Below are 15634 nucleotides of genomic sequence, written 5' to 3'. Positions count from 1 at the left end.
GGGGCGGCCTGCGGGCCGACGTCGTCGGTTGAGTTGTCACCGGTCATAGGCCGCCGCACCCGGGACAAGTCAACCGGCGTTCCTCCGAGGCACGAGTGGCACGCCGAGGACGCCCTCGTGGCGCTGCGCCGCTGAGCGGCCGTCACAGTCCCTCCCCCTCGGCCCCCAGACGGCCCCGGGCCCCGCCCGCGGCCTACCCTGGAGGAGCCCGCCCCGGGCCGCGACCGAGTCACGAGGAGATGAGACGAGCGCATGACCCGCCTGCCCGGTCTGCGTCGCCCGCGGTTCCTGGACCCGTGGCGTCGCCCGCTGGCCCCTCGTCTGCCCTGGCACGTGGTCCTCGCGGCCTCGATCGCGGGGGCACTGACCATCGCCACCCTCAGCCTCGGCGAGGACCTGGCCTCCGCGCCGCTGCTGGTGGGCGCCTTCGGCTCCTCCTGCGTGCTCGTGTTCCTCGTGCCGCACGGCCCGCACTCCCACCCCGCCAACGTGCTCGTGGGGCACGTGGTCTCGGCCGCATGCGGAATCGCCGTGGTCTCCGTGCTGCCCCTGGCCTGGTACTCGCTCGCGGCCGGCATGGGCCTGGCCATGGCCGTCATGGCCGGGCTCCGCGTGATCCACGCCCCCGCGGGCGCCACCGCGCTGACGGTCATGCTGAGCAACGCGGACTGGCACTACCTGGTCACCCCGGTGCTCGCCGGGGCGCTGGTCCTCACCGCGTGCGCGCTGCTGTACCGCCGCCTGATGTGGCGGGTGATCGGGCCGCCGGCGTGAGCCCACGCCGGGCCGCTCACGCCAGGAAGTCGCGCGCGACCTCGAGGAAGCGGTCGTTGGCCTCCTTCTCGCCGATGCTCACGCGCACGCCCTCGCCCGCGAACGCCCGGACGGACAGGGCGCGGGCCTGGGCGGCCTCGGCGAACGCCTGGGTGCGCTCGCCGAGCGGCAGCCACACGAAGTTGGCCTGCGAGGAGGGCAGGTCCCAGCCGGCCTCGGCCAGGGCGGCGGCGACGCGCTCGCGCTCGTCGACGACGATCTGCACGCGCTCGAGGACCTCGTCCAGGTGCTCGAGCGAGGCGATCGCGGCCTCCTCGGCCACCGTGGACACCGCGAACGGGGTGGCCACGGTGCGCAGGGCCTTCGTGATCTCCGGCTGCGAGACCGAGTAGCCCACGCGCAGGTTGGCCAGGCCGTGCGCCTTCGAGAAGGTGCGCAGCACGACGACGTTCGCGTGCTTGCGGTACATCTCCAGGCCCTTGACCGCGTCCTCGTCGCGGACGAACTCCACGTACGCCTCGTCGATGACCACGAGGATGTGCGCGGGCACGCGCGCCAGGAAGTCCTCGACCTCGGCGGTCGTGAGCACGGGGCCGGTCGGGTTGTTGGGGGTGCAGAGCAGGATCACGCGGGTCCGCTCCGTGATCGCCTCCAGCATGGCCGGCAGGTCGTGGCGGTGGTCCGCGGTGAGCGGCACCTGCACGTCCACGGCACCGGCGGTGCGGACCACGATCGGGTAGGCCTCGAAGGAGCGCCACGCGAAGATCACCTCGTCGCCCTCCCCGGCCTCGCCGTGGCCGGCGAAGGCGGTGACGACCTGGGCCAGGGCGCCGAGGGAGCCGGCACCCGTCACGACGTCGTCCGCCGGGACGTCCAGGTGCGCGGCCAGGGCCTGGCGCAGGCCGGTGGAGAGGGTGTCCGGGTAGCGGCAGAGGGTGCTGGGCGCGCCCTCGGGGCCGGTCACGACCTGACGCACCCGGTCGATCACGCCGGGCACGGGCGCGTAGGGGTTCTCGTTCGAGGAGAGCTTGTAGGGGTGCAGGCCCGGGACGGCGACCGGCGGCTTGCCGGCGGCGTACGGCGGCAGCATGCCGACCTTCTTGTGGGGCGCGACCACGGCGGGCGTCTGCTGTGCGTCATCAGTCATGGCCACCAGGGTAGTGCGGGCCGCGGACGCTGTGATCCGCCGCACGGGCCCCGGACGCGGCGCCCCGGGGTTCAGTCTGCGCCGAAGGCGACGGCGACGGCCCGGGCCGCCTCACCGAGCCGGTCTCCGAGGCGCACCGGGTCCTCCGGCCGCGTCGCGTAGACCACGGCGAGGGCGGCGGGCAGCTGGCCCGGGACCCGCAGCGGCACGGCCACCGAGGAGACGCCGGTGATGACCTCGTCGGAGCTGACGGCCCAGCCGCGCTCCCGCACGTCGTCGAGCTCGGGCCGCTCGGGCGGGGCCTCGCCGGGCAGCCGCGCCCACTCCTGTCCGGTCAGGGCGACGGCGATCGCCATCCCCGGCGCACCGACCCCGAGGGGGTGCCGGGTCCCCGGCCGCTGCGTGACGAGGTTGCCGCTGGGCGGCTCGGCCGTGGCCAGGGTCAGGCAGTGGGCCCCGTCCCACACCACGAGGAACGCGGTCATGCCCAGGTCCGTGGAGACGGCGGTCAGGTGCGGCATGGCCGCCGCGCGCAGATCCTGCTCCACCCGGCGGGCGAGGACGGCCAGGCCGGGGGCGGCGTGGACGCGGCCGAGGCCGTCGCGGCGCAGCAGGCCGTGGGCCTCGAAGGTGCGCAGCATGCGGTAGGCGACCGAGCGATGGACGCCCAGGCCGTCGGCGAGGTCGGCGATGGTGGGCGGCTCGGCCGCCTCCACGACGGTCTCGAGCAGGGTGAGCGCGCGGGAGAGCGTCTGGGAGGGTGCGCCCTCCCGGACCGGGCCGCCGTCGTGCTCTGCCATCCGTGCTCCTCGCCTCGCGTGCCGGACGTGACGCGCCCGGGGCGCGCTCGGCCCGCGCACCGGTTGTGAACCCCGTCACGTCCGCGTACAGTCTGGCACACATGTGTTCCCAGGGGGAACACCGTGTTCTCTGAGAGAACACGCCGTCGGGTGGCACGCGCGCCGCGCAGCGATATCCCCCGCAGCGAAAGGACCCCCATGCTCTTCCACCACCACGGCTACGTCTCCACGAACCCGCGCGTCCAGGTGGCGGCCGGCATCGGCCTGGACCGCCCCGCCGAGCTGCCGGACGAGATGGACGTGCTGATCGTCGGCTCCGGCCCGGCCGGCATGATCGCCGCCGCCCAGCTCGCGATGTTCCCGGACGTCCACACCCGCATCATCGAGCGCCGCCCCCACCGCCTCGAGATCGGCCAGGCGGACGGCATCCAGGCCCGCTCCGTGGAGACCTTCCAGGCCTTCGGCTTCGCGAGCGAGATCATCGACGAGGCCTTCGACCTGACCTCCATGGCGTTCTGGAACCCGGCCGAGGACGACGCGGACACGATCGTGCGCACCTCGCTGGCCGAGGACGACCCGGAGGGCGTCTCCGAGTTCCCGCACCTGATCGTGAACCAGGCCCGCATCCTGGACTGGTTCGCCGAGTACATGAAGAACTCCCCCACCCGCGCGCGGCCGGACTACGGCTGGGCGTTCGAGACCCTCGAGGACACGAACGACGGCGAGCACCCCGTGCTCGTGACCCTGCGCCGCACCGTGGACGCCGAGGGCAACGCCCTCGAGGACCCCGCCTCGGGCCCGACCCGCCAGGTGCGCGCCAAGTACGTGGTGGGCGCGGACGGCGCGGGCTCTCGCGTCCGCAAGGCGATCGGCCACACCCTGACCGGCGACGCCGCGAACCACGCGTGGGGCGTCATGGACGCGCTGGCCGACACGGACTTCCCCGACATCCGCACCAAGTGCGCGATCCACTCGTCCAGCGGCTCGATCCTCCTGATCCCCCGCGAGGGCGGCCACCTGTTCCGCATGTACGTGGACCTCGGCGAGGTCCCAGCGGACGACGACCACAGGGTGCGCCAGACCCCGCTCGAGGAGATCATCCGCCGGGCCCAGCAGATCCTGCGCCCCTACACGCTGGACGTGAAGGAGGTCGCCTGGCATTCGGTGTACGAGGTGGGCCACCGCCTCACCTCGGGCTTCGACAACCGCGAGCGCGTGGCCCACCCCAACGTGTTCCTGCTCGGCGACGCCTGCCACACCCACTCCGCGAAGGCCGGCCAGGGCATGAACGTGTCCATGCAGGACGGCTGGAACCTCGGCTGGAAGCTGGGCCAGGTGCTCTCCGGGCTGGCCCCGGTCGAGCTCGTGCCGACCTACGCGGAGGAGCGCAAGGAGATCGCCAAGAACCTGATCGACTTCGACAAGGAGTGGTCGACGCTCATGGCCACCCCCACCTCCGAGCTGGGCGACCCGAACGAGGTGGCCGAGTTCTACACGAAGACCGCCGAGTTCCCGGCCGGCTTCATGACGGAGTACCAGCCCTCCCTCCTCACCACGGACGCCACCGGTCAGGCACTGGCGCAGGGCTACCCCATCGGCAAGCGCTTCAAGTCGGCGCTGGTGGAGCGCTCGTGCGACACCAACGTCAAGCACCTGGGCCACCTGCACCGCGCGGACGGCCGCTGGCGCGTCTACGTGTTCGCCGACGCCGCCTCCCCGCGCGCCGAGGATTCGAAGGTCGCGGCGTGGGCGAAGGCGATCGAGGAGGACCCGCGGTCCTTCCGCAACCGCCACACCCCGTCGGACGGGCCGGAGGACGCCCGCTTCGACATCAAGGTCGTGTACCAGCAGAAGCAGACCGAGTTCGCCCACCCGGACGTGCCGTCGATCTTCCGGCCGACCACCGGCTCCCTCGGCCTGCACGACCTGAACAACATCTTCGCCACGTGCCGGCCCCAGCACGGCGAGGACATCTTCGAGGCCCGCGGCATCAGCCGTGACGGTGCCGTCGTCGTGGTCCGCCCGGACCAGTACGTCTCCGGCGTCTTCGGCCTGGACGAGGTCGACCGCCTGAACGCGTTCTTCGCGGGCGTGCTGCTCGACGCGAACTGAGCAGGCGGCGGCGGGCGCCCCGCCGCCGGGGCGCTCACCGGGATCCCGGGGGCCGGTGGCCCCCCTCCGGCGGCGTGCGACGCAGGCGCACCGCCCGACTCGAGGCCACGGTCCCCGCGGTCAGCCCGGCCAACGCGGCGGAGAGCCCGGCGACCTCCGCCCGGGCCGCGGGCTCGGCGGCCTCGAACTGCCGGATCAGGTCCACCTGGCCCTCGAAGTCGTGGGCGGCGTCCAGGTCGGCCTTCACCGCCAGCGGAGAGCCGGTCCGGAAGCCGCCCCCGGGCGCGTCCCACCCGTGGCCGGCCGGGTGGAAGACCACCTCGGCCCGGCGCGCCGAGACGGGGGTGGGCGCCCCGTCCGCGGCGACGGCCAGGTCCCCGTCCGCGGAGAACTCCAGCACCGCGGTCCGCCCGGTCTCCACCGCGTTGCCGGACGGCGCCGCGATCGTCATGACGCCGGCCACGGGGTACACGGACGTGAAGTCCTCCCGGCCGGCCAGGTTCACGGCGTGCACCCCGCCCTGCGAATAGCCGGCCAGGACGAGCGGAGCGCCGTGCGGGACGCCGGCCGCCTCGAGCGCCGCCCGCACCGCCGGGGCCGTGACCTCGGACTCGGAGCCGAGGGCGTCCAGCAGTCCGCCGGCGTCCCACGGGTCGGTCGACTCGGGATCCGGGATCAGGCCGCCGCGGGTGCCCGGCAGGCCCACCACCCAGGCGCGGCTCCCGTTCTCCTGCACCACCTCCGTGACCGTGAGGTCCCCGTCCCCCTCCCCACGCGGGATGAGAGAGGCCAGCCCCGCGGCCGAGCCGTCCAGCCGGGCGGGCGCCGCCGGCCGGTCCTGCGGCGCCCCGTGCGGGGTCACCGCGCCCCGGGGCGCCGCGCCGGCGAGGGCCAGGGCGTCCGCCGCCACGGTCCACGCCTCGTCCGGGGAGACCCGCAGCGCCTCGGTGAGGTCCGACGCGGCGTCCGTCCCCTTCTTCGCCGCGGTGGAGACGGGCCGCTTCAGCACGCGCTTCTGCGCCCTCGTCAGCATCTTCACGTCGATCCGCGCCAGGGCCGCGAGCAGGGGGAACCCGGTGGCCGCGAGCGCGGCGGACACGATGGCCTCGGGCACCGCCTGGACGAGGTCCCGCACGAGCCGCTCCGCCTCGCGGGTGGTGAGGCCGTCATGGCCGTCCCGCCAGAGCAGGCCGGGCAGCTCCTCCAGGGAGGCGTCCTCGGCGGCCATGATGCCGGCCGCGGCGCGCTCGGCCTCCTCATAGCGGGCCGCCGCGGAGAGCAGGTCGCGGTGCAGCTCGGCGCACTGCTCCGACAGGCTCCGCACCCGGCCGACCGCCTCCGCCAGCCGGTCCTGCAGCAGGGCGGCGGAGGCGAGCCACGTGGCCGACCGGCCCAGCCCGAAGGCGGCCGCGTCGACCTGCCACGAGGCTCCGGCCGCCTCTTCGGCGGCGTGCTCGTGCCGCCCGGCCACGACGCGCATCTCCTCGGCCTCCGCGTAGATCGAGCCCGGTCCGCCGTGCGTGCTGAAGGCCACCGCCCCCGGGCCAGCACCCCGCCCGCCGGTCATGCCGCCACCGCCAGCGAGCGCAGGACGGCCAGCGCCGTCTCCTCGGCCGCCCGCTGCCGGGCCTCCGCGTTCCGGCGCGCGTCCTCGGCGTCCCGCTCGGCGGTGGCCCGCAGGGCGAGCCACTCGCCGGCCTCCCGTTCGAGCTCCGCCGCCAGGGCCGCCGCCCGTCGCACGGCCTCCCCGTAGGCACCGGCGGCCTCCCCGCGCCATGCCGTGTGCATCGCGGAGCGCACGTCCGTGGCGGCGCTGACCAGCCCGCCCAGCGCCGCGCGCAGCTGCGTCTGGGCCACGGCGAGGTCGGCGAGGGCCTGCTCGGCGGCCTCCCGCTCGCGCCGGGCGGGGTCGGCCCACGCGACCAGGCGGGCGGCGTCGTCGTCGAGTCCGACGGCCCGCAGGGCCGTGGCGATCTGCTGAGGTCCGATGAGGGGTGGCATGCGGCCACCGTAGGGAGCGCCAGGGTCCCGCGACCGCGGCGCGGGACGATCCGGGGATGGGGGACGCCGTCGGGACGCCTGTGCAGGAGCCAACCCTCCCGCACCGTCCCCGCGGCCGCGTCGCACCCAGGTCGCGCCGGCTCCGGCGTGTTGACCGAGGTCACACCCTGGCCTATCCTGAACGAGCGGTCAGTAATTCGGTGCGCCCCGGTGCGCCCTGACCACGGAACCAGCCCGCACTCAGCGTGAGGTGATCCCCATGACGCAGACCAGCTCCCCCCAGCACCTGGCCTCCGTCCCGTCCCCCGAGGATGCGGCCGGCCAGGAGAACTTCGACCGTCTGATCGCGGAGGACTCGCGCATCGAGCCCCGCGACTGGATGCCCGAGGCGTACCGCAAGTCCCTGACCCGCCAGGTCTCCCAGCACGCGCACTCCGAGATCATCGGCATGCAGCCGGAGGCCAACTGGATCACCCGCGCCCCCTCCCTGAAGCGCAAGGCGATCCTCATGGCCAAGGTCCAGGACGAGGCCGGCCACGGCCTGTACCTCTACTCCGCCGCCGAGACCCTCGGCACGCCGCGGGACGAGCTGAACGAGCAGCTGCTCTCCGGTCGCGCGAAGTACTCCTCGATCTTCAACTACCCGGCCCGCACCTGGGCGGACATGGGCGCGATCGGCTGGCTCGTCGACGGCGCCGCGATCTGCAACCAGGTGCCGCTGTGCCGCGCCTCCTACGGCCCGTACGGCCGCGCGATGGTGCGCATCTGCAAGGAGGAGTCGTTCCACCAGCGCCAGGGCTGGGAGATCCTCTACGAGCTCTCGCACGGCACCCCGGAGCAGAAGCAGATGGCCCAGGACGCCGTGAACCGCTTCTACGGCCCGGCCCTGCAGATGTTCGGCCCGACGGACGAGGACTCCCCCAACTCCCGCCAGTCCATGGCGTGGAAGGTCAAGCGCTTCTCCAACGACGACCTGCGCCAGCGCTTCGTGGACATGATCGTCCCGCAGGCCGAGGCCCTCGGCCTCACCCTGCCGGACCCGGACCTGAAGTGGAACGAGGAGCGCGGCCACTACGACTTCGGCGAGCTGGACTGGGATGAGTTCATGTCCGTGATCAAGGGCGACGGCCCCATGAACACCCAGCGCATGGCCCGCCGCATCCAGGCCCACGAGGACGGCGCCTGGGTTCGCGAGGCTGCCGCCGCCTACGCCCGCCGCCAGGCCGAGCAGAACGCGCCGGCCGAGACCCACCTGATCGGAGCCTGACCCATGAGCGAGACCACCGCCGCCTCCCACGCCTGGCCCCTGTGGGAGGTCTTCGTCCGCGCCAACCGCGGCCTCTCCCACGTGCACGCCGGCTCGCTGCACGCCCCGGACGCCACCCTGGCGCTGCGCAACGCACGCGATCTGTACACCCGCCGCAACGAGGGCACCTCCGTGTGGGTCGTCCCGGCCGAGGCCATCGCGGCCTCCGACCCGGACTCCAAGGGCGGCTTCTTCGAGTCCCCGCAGGGCAAGTCCTACCGTCACGCCACCTACTACCAGCAGTCCGAGGGGGTGCCGCACCTGTGAGCTTCGCGACCAACGACTCCGCCACGAGGCACTCCGCGGGCGTGGCCATCACCGCGGAGGAGATCGCGGCCGGCGAGCAGAAGGCGAGCGACGACGTCGCCCGCTACGCCCTCGCCCTCGGTGACGACGCCCTGATGCTCGGCCAGCGCCTGTCCTGGTGGATCTCGCGCGCCCCGGAGATCGAGGAGGACATCGCCCTGGGCAACATCGCCCTGGACCTCGTGGGCCACGCCCGCTTCCTGCTCTCCTACGCCGGCACGGCGTGGGGCAGGACCGAGGACGAGCTCGCGTACTTCCGCGACGAGGAGGAGTTCCGCTCCGTCCGCCTCGTGGAGGCTGAGAACGGCGACTTCGCCAAGACGATCGCCCGCCAGCTGTACTACTCGTTCTACTCGTACGAGCTGTACACCCGCCTGCGTGAGTCCACGGACCCCACGCTCGCCGCCATCGCGGACAAGGCCCTCAAGGAGGTCCTGTACCACCAGGACCACGCCGCCCTGTGGCTGCAGCGCCTGGGTCTGGGCACCGAGGAGTCGAAGCGCCGCATGCAGCGCGGCCTGGACGAGCTGTGGCCCTACGTGGCCGAGCTCTTCCACGACGACGACGTCGTCCGCGCCCTCGCCGAGCAGGGCGTCGCCGTGCTGCCGTCCTCGCTCGAGGAGCCGACGATGACCCGCATCCGCGCGGCCATCGAGGAGGCCGGCCTGACCGTGCCGACGACGGGCACCGCCCGCGGCGGCGACCGTTCCGGCGCCATGAGCGAGTACCGCGGGTACATCCTCGCGGAGATGCAGTCCCTGGCGCGCCGTCACCCGGGAGCGACCTGGTGACCACCGCCAGCGAGCTGCGCCCCGCCGACCCCGCCGATGCGCGGGTCTGGGATGCGGCCTCCACCGTGCACGACCCGGAGATCCCCGTGCTGTCCATCGCGGACCTGGGGATCCTCCGGGAGGCACGGGTCGAGGGCGAGAGGGCCGTCGTCGTCATCACGCCCACCTATTCCGGCTGCCCCGCCATGGACACCATCACCACGGACGTCACCCGCGCGCTCGAGCGCGCCGGATTCCCCGACGCCGAGGTGCGCCTGGTGCTCCAGCCGGCGTGGACCACGGACTGGATGACGGACGAGGGCAAGGCCAAGCTCAACGAGTACGGCATCGCCCCGCCCGTCGCGCGCACCACGGACGGCCCGGTCATGATCGGCATGGCCGTGAAGTGCCCGCGCTGCCACTCCCTGAACACCCGCGAGATCACCCGCTTCGGCTCCACCTCCTGCAAGGCCCTCTACACCTGCCGGGAGTGCCTCGAGCCCTTCGACTACTTCAAGGTGCACTGATGACCGAGACCACCGACGCCCCCACCACCGGCAAGCGCCGCGCCACGTTCAACACCCTCGAGGTGTCCGAGCTGCGGCGTCTGACCGAGGACTCCGTGGAGGTCACCTTCGCGGTGCCCGAGGAGCTCGCCGACGACTACGACTACGTGCCGGGCCAGTACGTGGCCCTGCGCAAGGAGCTCGACGGCGCCGAGGTGCGCCGGTCCTACTCGATCTGCGCCGTCCCGAAGCGCGGCGAGATCCGCGTGGCCGTGAAGAAGGACATCGGCGGCACGTTCTCCACATGGGCCAACGAGAGCCTCGAGGTCGGCGAGAAGATCGACGTGATGAACCCGCAGGGCGCGTTCACGTCCCGCACGCACGTCACCTCCCTCAACGACGCCCAGAAGGTGGCGGCGGAGAAGGTCGCGGAGAAGAAGGACACGCACCTGGTGGCGTTCGCGGCCGGCTCGGGCATCACCCCGATCATGGCGATCGCCAAGGCCGTGCTCGCGGCCTCCGAGACCTCGCGCTTCGACCTGGTCTACGCGAACCGCTCCGCCATGGACGTGATGTTCGCCGAGGAGATCGGCGACCTCAAGGACAAGTACCCGGCCCGGTTCACGGTCCACCACGTGCTCTCCCGCGAGCAGCGCGTGTCCCCGCTGCTCTCCGGCCGCATCGACGAGGACAAGCTCACCACCCTCCTGGACCGCGTGATCGACGTGGAGGGCACCGACGAGTGGTTCCTCTGCGGCCCGTTCGAGCTCGTGCAGCTCACCCGTGAGACGCTCGCCGCCCGCGGCGTGTCCGAGGACGCCGTGCGCTTCGAGCTGTTCACCACCGGCCGCCCGGAGAACCCGCAGGGCCACTCCGGTCGCGTGGTGGAGGTGGACCCGAAGGGCGACAACGTGACCATCGAGTTCAACCTCGACGGCCTCACCGCCAAGGTCGAGTCCCCCAAGTCCGCCCACGAGACCGTCCTCAACGCCGCGCTGCGCGTCCGCTCGGACGTGCCCTTCGCGTGCGCCGGCGGCGTGTGCGGCACCTGCCGCGCCAAGGTCGTCGACGGCGCCTACGAGATGGACGAGAACTACGCGCTCGAGAAGGACGAGGTGGAGAAGGGCTACGTGCTCACTTGCCAGACCCGCCCGACCTCCGACTCGATCACGCTGGACTTCGACGCCTGAGCGCCCGCCCACGAGACCGAAGGAGCCCCCGATGATCGAGACCACCGTCGAGCACGGCGTCGCCGAGATCGTGCTGGACGCCCCCCAGAGGATGAACGCCCTGGACGAGGCCGCGCTGGCCGAACTCCAGGCCGCCTACGAGCGGGCCGCCGCCGGCGTCGAGTCCGGCGAGGTCCGGGCCGTGCTGCTGCGCGGCGAGGGCCGCGGCTTCTGCGCGGGCCGCGACATCTCCGCCGTGGACCCGGCCGAGGACGACGCCACCGCCTACCTGCGGGACAGGGTCACCCCGGTACTGCGGGCCATGTCCGCGATCCCGGTCCCCACCTTCGCCGCGGTGCAGGGCGCCTGCCTGGGCGTGGGCCTGGGCCTCGCGATCGCCACGGACGTGGTGTACGTGGCCGAGGACGCGAAGATCGGCTCGCCGTTCGCGAACCTCGGGGCCACCCTGGACTCGGGCGGCCACTGGCTGTTCACCGAGCGCCTGGGCGCGCACCGCACCCTGGACCTGATCTACACGGCCGAGCTCCTCTCGGGCGCCGAGGCCGTCCAGGCCGGGCTGTTCTCCCGGGCCCTGCCCGCGGACGAGCTGCTCGAGTTCACCCGCGCGAAGGTCGCCCAGGTGGCCTCCGGCGCGACCCTCGCGTTCCGCGCGTCGAAGGAGCTCGTGGCCCAGGTCCGCGACCACCGCGTGGGCCTGTGGGAGTCCCTCGACGCGGAGAACATCGCCCAGGGCGAGCTCTGCGGCACCGCGGACTACGCCGAGGGCTTCCGGGCCTTCCAGGAGAAGCGGAAGCCGGAGTTCACCGGCCGCGGCTGAGCCGCCGCACTCCGCCACCGGCGGCGGCGCCGCACCCTTCGCGCGAGGGGCGCGGCGCCGTCGTCGTCCCTACCCGGCCCGGCCGCGTCACATTCCCGTCATCAGCCCGGATCGTGGCGTGAGTCACAGAGGATCGTATACGGTGACGGGTGTCACTTCCCGACCGATCGGTCGGGAACCACACCGTCCCGCCGCCGTCTCACGGCCGGCCGCTTCCCCGCATCCCAGGAGCACCCATGAGCCACACCGTCGCATCCCCCGCGGCGCCCGTCCCCGCGCGCGACCGCCGCGAGGAGCGCAAGGTCATCGCCGGCACCGTCGTCGGCACCACCATCGAGTGGTACGACTTCTTCATCTTCGCCCAGGCCACCGCGCTCGTCTTCGCCGCCCTCTTCTTCCAGCCGATGGGCGAGAGCGGCTCCCAGATCGCCGCGTGGGCCACCCTCGGCATCTCCTTCCTCATCCGCCCGCTTGGCGCGATCGTCGCCGGCCATCTCGGTGACCGCTTCGGCCGCAAGTTCGTCCTGTCCCTCACGCTGATCGGCATGGGCCTGGCCACCACCCTCATCGGCCTGCTGCCCACCTACGCCCAGATCGGTGTGTGGGCCCCGATCCTGCTCGTCGCACTGCGCCTGCTGCAGGGCCTGTCCGCGGGCGGCGAGTGGGGCGGCGCGGCGCTGCTGTCCGTGGAGCACGCCCCCCACGGCAAGCGCGGCCTGTTCGGCTCCGCCCCGCAGATCGGCGTGCCGCTGGGCATGATCCTGGCCACCGGCGTGCTGTTCATCGTGCGCTCCACCATGTCCGAGGAGCAGTTCCTCACCTGGGGCTGGCGCATCCCGTTCCTGATCTCCGTGGTGCTGATCGTCGTCGGCTACCTGATCCGCAAGGCCGTCGAGGAGTCCCCGGTCTTCAAGGAGATGCAGCAGCTCAAGGTGGACGAGTCCGCCCCGCTGGGCGAGCTCTTCCGGCACCACACCAAGGAGGTCATCCTCGCCGCCGTGATCTTCGCCGCGAACAACGGCGTCGGCTACCTGCTCATCGCGTGGTTCTCGAAGTACGGCGGTCCGAAGGGTCTGGGCATGACCTCCTCCGAGGTGCTCATCGCGAGCCTCGTCGGCGGCGTCGGCTGGTTCATCTTCACCCTGCTCGGCGGCTGGGTCTCGGACAAGATCGGCCGCAAGCTGACCTTCGTCCTCGGCTACGGGTTCCTGATCGTCTGGGCCTTCCCGCTGTTCGGCCTGCTGAACACCGCGTCTCTGCCGCTGTTCTCGCTGGGCCTGTTCGTCCTGACCCTCGGCCTGGGTCCGTCCTACGGCCCGCAGTCGGCGATGTACGCCGAGATGTTCCCGGCCCGCGTCCGCTTCTCCGGCGTCTCCATCGGCTACGCGCTCGGCACCATCATCGGCGGCGCCTTCGCCCCGCTGCTCGCCGACCAGCTCGTGAAGACCGGCTGGGAGAACGTGGCCTGGTACATCATCGTGATCTCCGCGATCTCGCTCATCGCCGTCCTGTTCGTCCCCAAGGGCATCCAGGACCGCGAGCTGCACGACGAGCAGGTCGTCGCCACCCGCTCGAACCCGGTGGTGCCGGCCTGATCCGGGACGCCTGACGGGTTTCACCCGCCCCCACCCCGCGACGACGGCGCGTCCTCCTCCGGAAGGGCGCGCCGTCGTCGTGCGCGGCCGGACCGTCGCCGAAGCCCGCAGACACGCCGCTACCTCAGAGACGAAACGGCGCGTCTGCGGGCCTTGGCGCGGGCTCGCCCGCCCCTGTCCCGTCACGCCCGCCCCCGCAGTTGACCCCCGTCACACCGGCCCGGGATACTGAACCTGAACGCACGGTCGGTAATTCGCCGCGCCCGCCCCGTCGTCGGTCACTCAAGGAGTCTTCATGTCCGCACAGTCCCAGGCCCTGCTCGTCGGCGGTCGCCGCACGCCCGTCGGCAAGTACGGTGGCGCCCTCTCCTCCGTCCGCCCCGACGACCTCGCCGCCCTGACCATCAAGGCCGTGATCGAGGACGCCGGCATCGACCCGTCGGTCGTGGACGACGTCATCCTCGGCAACGCCAACGGCGCCGGCGAGGAGAACCGCAACGTCGCCCGCATGGCCTGGCTGCTGGCCGGCTTCCCGGACACCGTCCCGGGCATCACCGTGAACCGCCTCTGCGCGTCCGGCATGTCCGCGATCGGCATCGCCACCGCGATGGTGCGCTCCGGGATGGCCGACGTCGTCGTGGCCGGCGGCGTGGAGTCGATGTCCCGCGCCCCCTGGGTGATGGAGAAGCCGACGACGGCGTTCGCGAAGCCCGGCGCGGCCTTCGACACCGCGATCGGCTGGCGCTTCGTGAACCCGCGCTTCGCGGACGGCGAGTTCGGGGAGAAGTTCACCTTCTCCATGCCGGAGACCGCCGAGGAGGTCGGCGAGGTGGACGGCATCACCCGCGAGGACGCCGACGCCTTCGCCGCCCGCTCGCACGAGCGTGCGCTGGCCGCCATCGAGGCCGGCCGCTTCGCGGACGAGATCGTGCCCGTCGTCGTCACGGGCCGCAAGGGCGCCGAGACCACCGTGGACACGGACGAGGGCCCCCGCCCCGGCTCCACCCCCGAGGTGCTCGCCGGCCTGCGTCCGATCATCAAGAAGGACGGCGTGGTCACCGCCGGCAACTCCTCCTCCCTCAACGACGGCGCCTCGGCGATCCTCGTCGTCTCCGAGCGGGCCGCGCAGAAGTACGGCCTGACCCCGCGGGCCCGCGTCGTGGAGTCCACCTCGGCGGGCCTGGCCCCCGAGATCATGGGTCTGGGCCCCGTCCCGGCCACCGAGAAGGCCCTCGAGCGCTCCGGCTGGTCCGTGGCGGACCTGGGCGCCGTCGAGCTCAACGAGGCCTTCGCCACCCAGTCCCTGGCCTCGATGCGGCGCCTCGGCCTGGACCCGGAGACCGTCAACGCCGACGGCGGCGCGATCGCCCTGGGCCATCCGCTGGGCTCCTCGGGGTCGCGTCTCGTGGTCACGCTGCTCGGTCGGATGGAGCGCGAGGGCGCGGACAGGGGCCTGGCCACGATGTGCGTGGGCGTGGGCCAGGGCTCCGCGATGCTCGTCGAGAGGGTCTGAGCAGATGGCCGACTTCAGCCACTTCACGGCACTGCGCGTCGAGGAGCGTGAGGACCGCGTCCACGCGCGCATGGACCGTCCGGGCGTGCGCAACGCGATCGACCAGACCATGGTCGACGAGTTCCACGAGCTCTGCGCCCATCTCGAACGCGAGCCGAAGATCCTGATCATCTCGGGCACGCAGGTGGAGTCCAAGCGCGAGCCGGGGACGTTCTCCGGCATCTTCGCCTCCGGCGCGGACATCGGACAGCTGCGCGAGCGCCGTCGCGACGACGCCCTGCGCGGCGTGAACTCGCAGGTCTTCGACCGCATCCACCGGCTGCCCATGCCCGTGATCGCGGCGATCGACGGCTTCGCCCTCGGCGGCGGCGCGGAACTGGCCTACGCGGCCGACTTCCGCATCGCCACCCCGGCGCTGAAGATGGGCCAGCCCGAGACGAGTCTGGGGATCACCGCCGCTGCGGGCGCCCAGTGGCGGCTCAAGGAGCTGGTGGGTGAGCCGGTGGCCCTCGAGCTGCTGCTCGCCGGGCGGATCCTGGACGCGCAGGAGGCCCTGGAGCTCAAGCTCGTCACCGAGCTGCACGAGCCGGACGCCCTGCTCGACGCCGCCGACGCCCTCGCCGACCGCATCGCGCAGCAGGACCCGCTGGCGGTCCGTCTATCCAAGCGCGTCTTCCACCTCCCTCGCGAGGCCCACCCCCACGTGGACGAGATCGCGCAGGCCATCCTGTTCGAGTCCGAGGCCAAGTTCGAGCGCATGCAGGCGTTCCTGGACCGCAAGAAGAAGTGAGGACTGA

General features: G+C 72.8%; 15 protein-coding genes. 11 read left to right on the top strand and 4 right to left on the bottom strand.

Annotated elements, in window-relative coordinates; all coding sequences use genetic code 11:
• Positions 1-252 precede the first annotated feature (252 nt).
• Positions 253-774 carry an HPP family protein gene (locus AC0VX4_RS01210; protein ID WP_002857872.1) on the top strand — a complete coding sequence of 174 codons (522 nt, stop codon included), beginning with the start codon at positions 253-255 and terminating at the stop codon, positions 772-774.
• 16 nt (positions 775-790) lie between these two features.
• Here AC0VX4_RS01210 and AC0VX4_RS01205 read toward each other — a convergent pair whose 3' ends face one another.
• Positions 791-1921, bottom strand: coding sequence for a histidinol-phosphate transaminase (locus tag AC0VX4_RS01205; protein ID WP_186309412.1), 1131 nt, complete (start codon positions 1919-1921; stop codon positions 791-793).
• Between the two features lie 71 nt (positions 1922-1992).
• Positions 1993-2721 (bottom strand): IclR family transcriptional regulator, encoded by a 729-nt coding sequence (locus AC0VX4_RS01200; RefSeq protein ID WP_002857870.1) that lies wholly within the window; start codon positions 2719-2721, stop codon positions 1993-1995.
• A 198-nt stretch (positions 2722-2919) separates the two neighbouring features.
• On the opposite strand from AC0VX4_RS01200, the gene AC0VX4_RS01195 reads away from it, so the two are divergent.
• Positions 2920-4833, top strand: coding sequence for an FAD-binding monooxygenase (locus AC0VX4_RS01195; RefSeq protein WP_475464468.1), 1914 nt, complete (start codon positions 2920-2922; stop codon positions 4831-4833).
• A gap of 34 nt (positions 4834-4867) precedes the next feature.
• On the opposite strand, the gene AC0VX4_RS01190 is transcribed toward AC0VX4_RS01195, so the two are convergent.
• Both AC0VX4_RS01190 and AC0VX4_RS01185 read right to left on the bottom strand, forming a co-directional pair.
• Complete coding sequence (locus AC0VX4_RS01190) at positions 4868-6367, bottom strand: hypothetical protein (protein WP_475464467.1); 1500 nt, start codon at positions 6365-6367, stop codon at positions 4868-4870.
• A gap of 29 nt (positions 6368-6396) precedes the next feature.
• Entirely contained in the window at positions 6397-6834 is a 438-nt protein-coding gene (locus tag AC0VX4_RS01185) for a hypothetical protein (protein ID WP_363738763.1), read from the bottom strand.
• 259 nt (positions 6835-7093) lie between these two features.
• Between AC0VX4_RS01185 and paaA the strand changes: the two genes are divergently transcribed.
• The 9 genes from paaA to AC0VX4_RS01140 all read left to right on the top strand — a co-directional run bounded on the left by paaA (position 7094) and on the right by AC0VX4_RS01140 (position 15627).
• Positions 7094-8101, top strand: a complete 1008-nt coding sequence (paaA, locus tag AC0VX4_RS01180) for a 1,2-phenylacetyl-CoA epoxidase subunit PaaA (protein ID WP_078026206.1) — start codon at positions 7094-7096, stop codon at positions 8099-8101.
• A 3-nt stretch (positions 8102-8104) separates the two neighbouring features.
• Entirely contained in the window at positions 8105-8407 is a 303-nt protein-coding gene (paaB, locus tag AC0VX4_RS01175; protein WP_002857863.1) for a 1,2-phenylacetyl-CoA epoxidase subunit PaaB, read from the top strand.
• Positions 8404-9237, top strand: coding sequence for a 1,2-phenylacetyl-CoA epoxidase subunit PaaC (gene paaC / locus AC0VX4_RS01170; RefSeq protein WP_475464466.1), 834 nt, complete (start codon positions 8404-8406; stop codon positions 9235-9237). The genes paaB and paaC overlap by 4 nt, the downstream gene beginning before the upstream one ends.
• Positions 9234-9743 carry a 1,2-phenylacetyl-CoA epoxidase subunit PaaD gene (gene paaD / locus AC0VX4_RS01165; protein ID WP_454181100.1) on the top strand — a complete coding sequence of 170 codons (510 nt, stop codon included), beginning with the start codon at positions 9234-9236 and terminating at the stop codon, positions 9741-9743. The genes paaC and paaD overlap by 4 nt, the downstream gene beginning before the upstream one ends.
• Positions 9743-10912, top strand: a complete 1170-nt coding sequence (paaE, locus tag AC0VX4_RS01160) for a 1,2-phenylacetyl-CoA epoxidase subunit PaaE (protein ID WP_002857860.1) — start codon at positions 9743-9745, stop codon at positions 10910-10912. Before paaD ends, paaE begins: the two co-directional genes overlap by 1 nt.
• Positions 10913-10943: 31 nt before the next feature.
• A complete protein-coding gene (locus tag AC0VX4_RS01155) occupies positions 10944-11729 on the top strand; it encodes an enoyl-CoA hydratase/isomerase family protein (protein ID WP_475464465.1) in 786 nt (261 codons plus the stop codon).
• Between the two features lie 236 nt (positions 11730-11965).
• Positions 11966-13324 carry an MFS transporter gene (locus tag AC0VX4_RS01150; protein ID WP_475464464.1) on the top strand — a complete coding sequence of 453 codons (1359 nt, stop codon included), beginning with the start codon at positions 11966-11968 and terminating at the stop codon, positions 13322-13324.
• A 295-nt stretch (positions 13325-13619) separates the two neighbouring features.
• Positions 13620-14837 (top strand): thiolase family protein, encoded by a 1218-nt coding sequence (locus tag AC0VX4_RS01145; RefSeq protein WP_406921884.1) that lies wholly within the window; start codon positions 13620-13622, stop codon positions 14835-14837.
• 4 nt (positions 14838-14841) lie between these two features.
• Complete coding sequence (locus AC0VX4_RS01140) at positions 14842-15627, top strand: enoyl-CoA hydratase/isomerase family protein (RefSeq protein WP_475464463.1); 786 nt, start codon at positions 14842-14844, stop codon at positions 15625-15627.
• Positions 15628-15634 lie beyond the last annotated feature (7 nt).

The sequence above is a fragment of the Micrococcus sp. 63XJN7_8_ISO-PGPR-S23-253 genome (genome assembly GCF_056173425.1).
This window is presented reverse-complemented; position numbering and strand designations above follow the sequence as displayed.

Coding starts and splice junctions, on each gene's coding strand:
- AC0VX4_RS01200 (WP_002857870.1), bottom strand. CDS start 2,721: ATGGCAGAGCACGACGGCGGCCCGGTCCGGGAGGGCGCACCCTCCCAG.
- AC0VX4_RS01140 (WP_475464463.1), top strand. CDS start 14,842: ATGGCCGACTTCAGCCACTTCACGGCACTGCGCGTCGAGGAGCGTGAG.
- AC0VX4_RS01150 (WP_475464464.1), top strand. CDS start 11,966: ATGAGCCACACCGTCGCATCCCCCGCGGCGCCCGTCCCCGCGCGCGAC.
- paaB (WP_002857863.1), top strand. CDS start 8,105: ATGAGCGAGACCACCGCCGCCTCCCACGCCTGGCCCCTGTGGGAGGTC.
- AC0VX4_RS01155 (WP_475464465.1), top strand. CDS start 10,944: ATGATCGAGACCACCGTCGAGCACGGCGTCGCCGAGATCGTGCTGGAC.
- AC0VX4_RS01205 (WP_186309412.1), bottom strand. CDS start 1,921: ATGACTGATGACGCACAGCAGACGCCCGCCGTGGTCGCGCCCCACAAG.
- AC0VX4_RS01210 (WP_002857872.1), top strand. CDS start 253: ATGACCCGCCTGCCCGGTCTGCGTCGCCCGCGGTTCCTGGACCCGTGG.
- AC0VX4_RS01145 (WP_406921884.1), top strand. CDS start 13,620: ATGTCCGCACAGTCCCAGGCCCTGCTCGTCGGCGGTCGCCGCACGCCC.
- paaE (WP_002857860.1), top strand. CDS start 9,743: ATGACCGAGACCACCGACGCCCCCACCACCGGCAAGCGCCGCGCCACG.
- AC0VX4_RS01185 (WP_363738763.1), bottom strand. CDS start 6,834: ATGCCACCCCTCATCGGACCTCAGCAGATCGCCACGGCCCTGCGGGCC.
- AC0VX4_RS01195 (WP_475464468.1), top strand. CDS start 2,920: ATGCTCTTCCACCACCACGGCTACGTCTCCACGAACCCGCGCGTCCAG.
- paaA (WP_078026206.1), top strand. CDS start 7,094: ATGACGCAGACCAGCTCCCCCCAGCACCTGGCCTCCGTCCCGTCCCCC.